The sequence below is a fragment of the Streptomyces sp. NPDC097981 genome (assembly GCF_040302565.1).
In the GTDB taxonomy this organism is placed as follows: Bacteria; Actinomycetota; Actinomycetes; order Streptomycetales; family Streptomycetaceae; genus Streptomyces.
Map to the genome: position 1 here is coordinate 1 of NZ_JBEORW010000138.1, position 4,274 is coordinate 4,274.

Sequence of the window (4,274 nt, forward strand, 5' to 3'; positions counted from 1 at the left end):
GGATGCTCGGAAACGGGCACGTCCGGTTCGGTGAGCGGCTTGGGGAAACGGGCCCGGAGGGATCCAGGTACCGCGCCCCAAGCCGACTCTCCATCGGCGACGCCAACCGGGCGTGGGTGGCCGCGCACCATCCGGGGGACGCGCTGCTCCGCCGGGTGGACTCCCGGGTCGGGCTGGCGGCGGACGACTACCTGGCGGTGGCGGCGTGGTTGCGGGATCGGACGGGTGGGTAGCGGGGGGGAAGGGGGGTGCGAAGTGGCGCAGAAGGTAGGCGGGTACGTCGCGGTCGGGGGGTCGGTGGCCGCGGTCGTCGGCGCGGGCGTGCTGCTGTGGAACTGGGCGGACGGGACGCCGTGGACGGCCTGGCCGCTCGTCCTGCTCGGGGCGGGCCTGGTGACGGCGCTGGTCGGGCTCAGGCTCCGGCCGGGTCTGGACCGGTGGGCCGACGCGCTGGCCGCTGGCGGGCTGACGGTATTGGTGCTGGCCGGGGTCGTGACCACGGGCGGCACGGTGGAGCAGGTCCAGCTCCGGGGGCGGACGACGGAACCGGTATCGATCGAGCTCAGCGGTTGCCGGGTGACCGGCCAGCGCTGGGACGAGGGCGTGGGGCCGGAGGACGAGGTCGAGTGCCGGTACGTCTGGTCGGTCGGCGGACGCACCTTCGACGAGGTGCGCCCGGCGGACAAGGTGCACCCGGACGGGCACCGGATCCGGCTGTGGGCGTCGCCGGAGGGCGGGGAGCTGGACGAGCACTCGTGGCAGACGGTCGCGGCGATGGGGTTTTCCGCGGCGGTGGTGGACGGGCTGGCGCTCCTGGCCGGTGCGGGGGCGTGGCGCCGGGTGTCGAGGCGGCGGGCCGAGCGAACGGGCGTGGCGGCCGAGCCGGTGCTCACCGCAGGCCGGGCGGGCACTGGCCGCGATCGCTGAGGCACGGGGCCAGTTCGGGGCCGCGAGGCATGGCGGTCAGGGTGAAACGGCCCATCGACGCAGCTCAATTGCAGATCAACAGATCGGCCGTACCCATACTCGGAAGCCGTCGGCATGCACGGCGCCGGTGCAGGACGTGAGCGCCCGGGCGGCGTGGCTCTCGGCAGCACACCGCCCCGGCCGGAGCCGAACTGGGCCGCGGCCCGGCCCGGCTCGGCCCAAGTGGGGCGTCGAGGGGTTGTTGCCTGACGCGGGCCTAGGCGCCGCTGCTACCTCGGACTACGACGTCGGTGGCCGCGAAGCGCCCGGCCCCTGCCAGGGAGCCTGTGGGGAGGGCGGCGACGAACGCCGCCTTCCAGAGAACGATGCCCTGCACGGTGCTGCGCCTGCCCCCGCACGGCGCTGGTGCAGAACTCCTCGGTCCTCCCGTGCGGGGCCAACGCGGTGGCGGGGGGAGGGGCAGGGCCGGCCGGCGAGCGTCAGTGGTGTCAGGTCGACTACCGCTCGGGCCGGTTGCCTCGAAGCGAGATCGGGTCAGGCACGCCTGATGGTCGGCATGAGCACCGCTGTCACCGTGGCGGTCGCGAGCCAGGCCCCCACGCCCAACCCCAAGGCCACGAGGCCCTGCTCGTGCGGGACGAGCAGGGCCGCCAGTGTTCCGTTCACCAAGCCCAGTCCGGCGGCCATGTCCGCCTGCTGGGCGGTGCTGCATAGCCGCGTCAGCAGCCGGGCGACACCGGACGCACAGGAGAGCAGGAGGGGACCGCCTCCCATCGACGTCAGCAGAGCAACCCACCAGGGGGCCGGGCTCCAGAACAGCAGCACCACCGTAACGACAACAGTGGCGGCCAACGCCAGCAGAACGGTCCCGCCGGATTCCCGCACCTGTTCCCCGCGCCTGGCCGCCAGGGACGCCCCGTCGTCGTACAGAAGGCTCACCAGCCCCGTGGCCAGTACCCCAAGCACGGACGCCCACAGCACCGCCATGTCGGCGAGGACTACGAGGTCCGTGGCGCACAGCGCACCCAATACGAGCGAGGCACGGCCGCGACCCCACTTCAGCGCTCGCGTGTCGACCTCGGGGCGGGCTCGGGCCCCGGTCCGCGTGCCGGCGAAAGGCTTGGCCGCCTCGTCGTTCGTGGCGGGCGGAAGGATCCGGGTCGCCACCGGTCCCCTTCCGACATCAAGCAGTTCGTCGCCCACGACGGCCGCGCTGACCGGACGCCGCCCCGGGTCTTTGGCGAGAAGTTGCCCCACCAACCGGTCCAGTGCAACCGGGACCTCGGGACGGCGCTCGCGCACTGGAACGGGCGTCCGCTCCAGGTGCCTGGACAGGACCGACAATGCCTCTCCGGTGAACGGCGGCAAGCCGGTGAGCAGCTCATACAGCAGGCAGCCCAACGCGTAGAGGTCGGTCGCCGGGCCCACCGTGTCGCCACGGATCTGCTCCGGTGCCATGTAGCCGGGAGTGCCGATCGCAGCGCCCGTCGCGGTCAGCCCGTGCGTGGCGACGGTGCGGCGGGCGATCCCGAAGTCGCAGAGCTTCATCCGGCCGGCGCCTGTGATGAGGATGTTGGAAGGCTTGACGTCGCGGTGCACCACACCGGCGCGGTGGGCCGCTTGCAGGGCCTGGCAGATCTCCTCGCCCCACCGCACCACGTCCTCCACCGGGAGCGGCCCGTTGTGCAGTACCTCACTCAGCGGTCGTCCCTCGACCAGCTCCATCACCAAGAACACCGACGGAACGCCGCCGAGTCGGCCTTCTCCGACGTCGTGTACCGCCACCGCGTGCGGATCGGAGAAAGCCGCGGCAGCACGTGCTTCGGCGAGCAGCCGCGTCGCCAGCACCCGATCCCCTGGGCGTGCCAGCACCTTGACGGCCACCTGTCGGTGAAGGCGCTGGTCGGTACCTCGCCACACCTGACCCATGCCCCCGGCCCCTAACAGCTCCTCCAGCCGATACCGGCCTGCCAGGACGCTCCCCTGCATCACTGCCTCCTCCCCGACCGCCCGGCGGCCTCCAGCTCTATGCATCAGGGTGCCCGCTGGGCACCGTCCCGCGAAATCGGATCCTGGCCCTCCTCGCCGAGGCGCGCCCACGTTTGTCGACCCGGCCCACGCGCCCGGTACCGCCACACCCGAGGCGGGTGGCCTCCTCCGCAGACCACCGATCCTGTGGCAGAGAGACCGCCGGCCCGCTCAGTCCTGGGGCTTCCAGGCTCGGATCTCTAGGCCGACGATCGGTGTGCCGGGCTCGATCTTCGGTGTCGACGAGCCACTTCTGCACGGCGGCCGCGACATCGCCGCCGGCCGCGTCCACCAGAGCCTTGAACTCGGCGCTGTCGAACCTCTCTTCGCCCGAGCCCGGGCCGCCGCGATTGTCGGCGTAGGCGCACTCTCCGGTGCCGTCGCGGCGCGGTAGGCGAAGGTCCGGTCGGGCTCGAACCAACCGGGCACCCGCTCCGGCACGCGCGGCGTGATCAGCTCGGTACGGCCCTGCCCGGCGGTGGCGTGGAGCAGGCCGCGGATCTCCTGGCGACATGACGGGGAAGCCGTCCGCCCACTTGGCGCCGGCCTTGGTCGGGATGGTCCGCGACCACAGGTCCTGCCCGGTCTGCGACGGCGAACCCATGAGGACCACGTCTTGGAAGTGCGGCCGCAGCGTCTTCCACAGCTCAACGAATGCCCGCGCGTACGGTCGCCGGTCAGCGAACCACGCGGCCCTGCGGGCGCCTGAGCGGCCTACTGATCAACGGTGGCGGTTCCCGGTCGCGGGAGGCTGGACGGGCCCTTCAGGGGCGCCCTGAGGGGCCGGAGAGGGCACCAGGGCCACGATGTCGATCACGGCGAGACCGGCGGACGTTGCGAGCCGGTCCGAGGTGGCTTTCTCGTACCCGCCGAGCTGCCGGATCATCTCTGCCCGGCGTTCGCGCGGCTTGTCGACCTGACCCTGGAGTTCGCGCAGCTTGCGCTCCAGGGACTTGAGTTCGTCGCGGACAGCCCGCAGCTTGGTGAGGCCGGCCGAGTACTCCTGGTTGTCCATCTGGTTGTAGGGTCTCGGCGTCTGCTGCACATGGCGCTGATCTGAGCTGGGGAGTCTCACGGCGACACGTTTATGTCGGCCGGGGTGAGTCTCAGACGGGCTGCATTTCCGCATCGCTCAATCCTCTCGGCACCCGAACGCCTCGGGGGAGGGGATTTCCGTGGCGCTTGAGGATGCAGTTCGGGACACGATCTTTCAGACATGCTCTGAGCTAAGGGTTGTCCCGTAAATGATCTTCGAGTGGCCTCGGGCATGGCGGGCTGCCGTGCGGCCTGCTCGCTTATCCGGCGAGGGTGAGGTTGTG

At 71.6% G+C, this 4,274-nt stretch carries 3 protein-coding genes and 1 pseudogene; 2 read left to right on the top strand and 2 right to left on the bottom strand.

The window, feature by feature from the left end; all coding sequences use genetic code 11:
• A pseudogene (locus ABTY04_RS40445) lies at positions 1–233 on the top strand (hypothetical protein); the annotation flags it as partial.
• 22 nt (positions 234–255) lie between these two features.
• A complete protein-coding gene (locus ABTY04_RS40450) occupies positions 256–927 on the top strand; it encodes a hypothetical protein (RefSeq protein WP_352218426.1) in 672 nt (223 codons plus the stop codon).
• A 534-nt stretch (positions 928–1,461) separates the two neighbouring features.
• Here the strand turns inward: ABTY04_RS40450 and ABTY04_RS40455 are convergent.
• Together ABTY04_RS40455 and ABTY04_RS40460 are read right to left on the bottom strand one after the other, a co-directional pair.
• On the bottom strand, positions 1,462–2,916 hold the full coding sequence (locus ABTY04_RS40455; RefSeq protein ID WP_352218427.1) for a protein kinase domain-containing protein: 1,455 nt from the start codon (positions 2,914–2,916) through the stop codon (positions 1,462–1,464).
• 760 nt (positions 2,917–3,676) lie between these two features.
• Complete coding sequence (locus ABTY04_RS40460) at positions 3,677–3,970, bottom strand: hypothetical protein (protein WP_352218428.1); 294 nt, start codon at positions 3,968–3,970, stop codon at positions 3,677–3,679.
• Between the last annotated feature and the right edge of the window lie 304 nt (positions 3,971–4,274).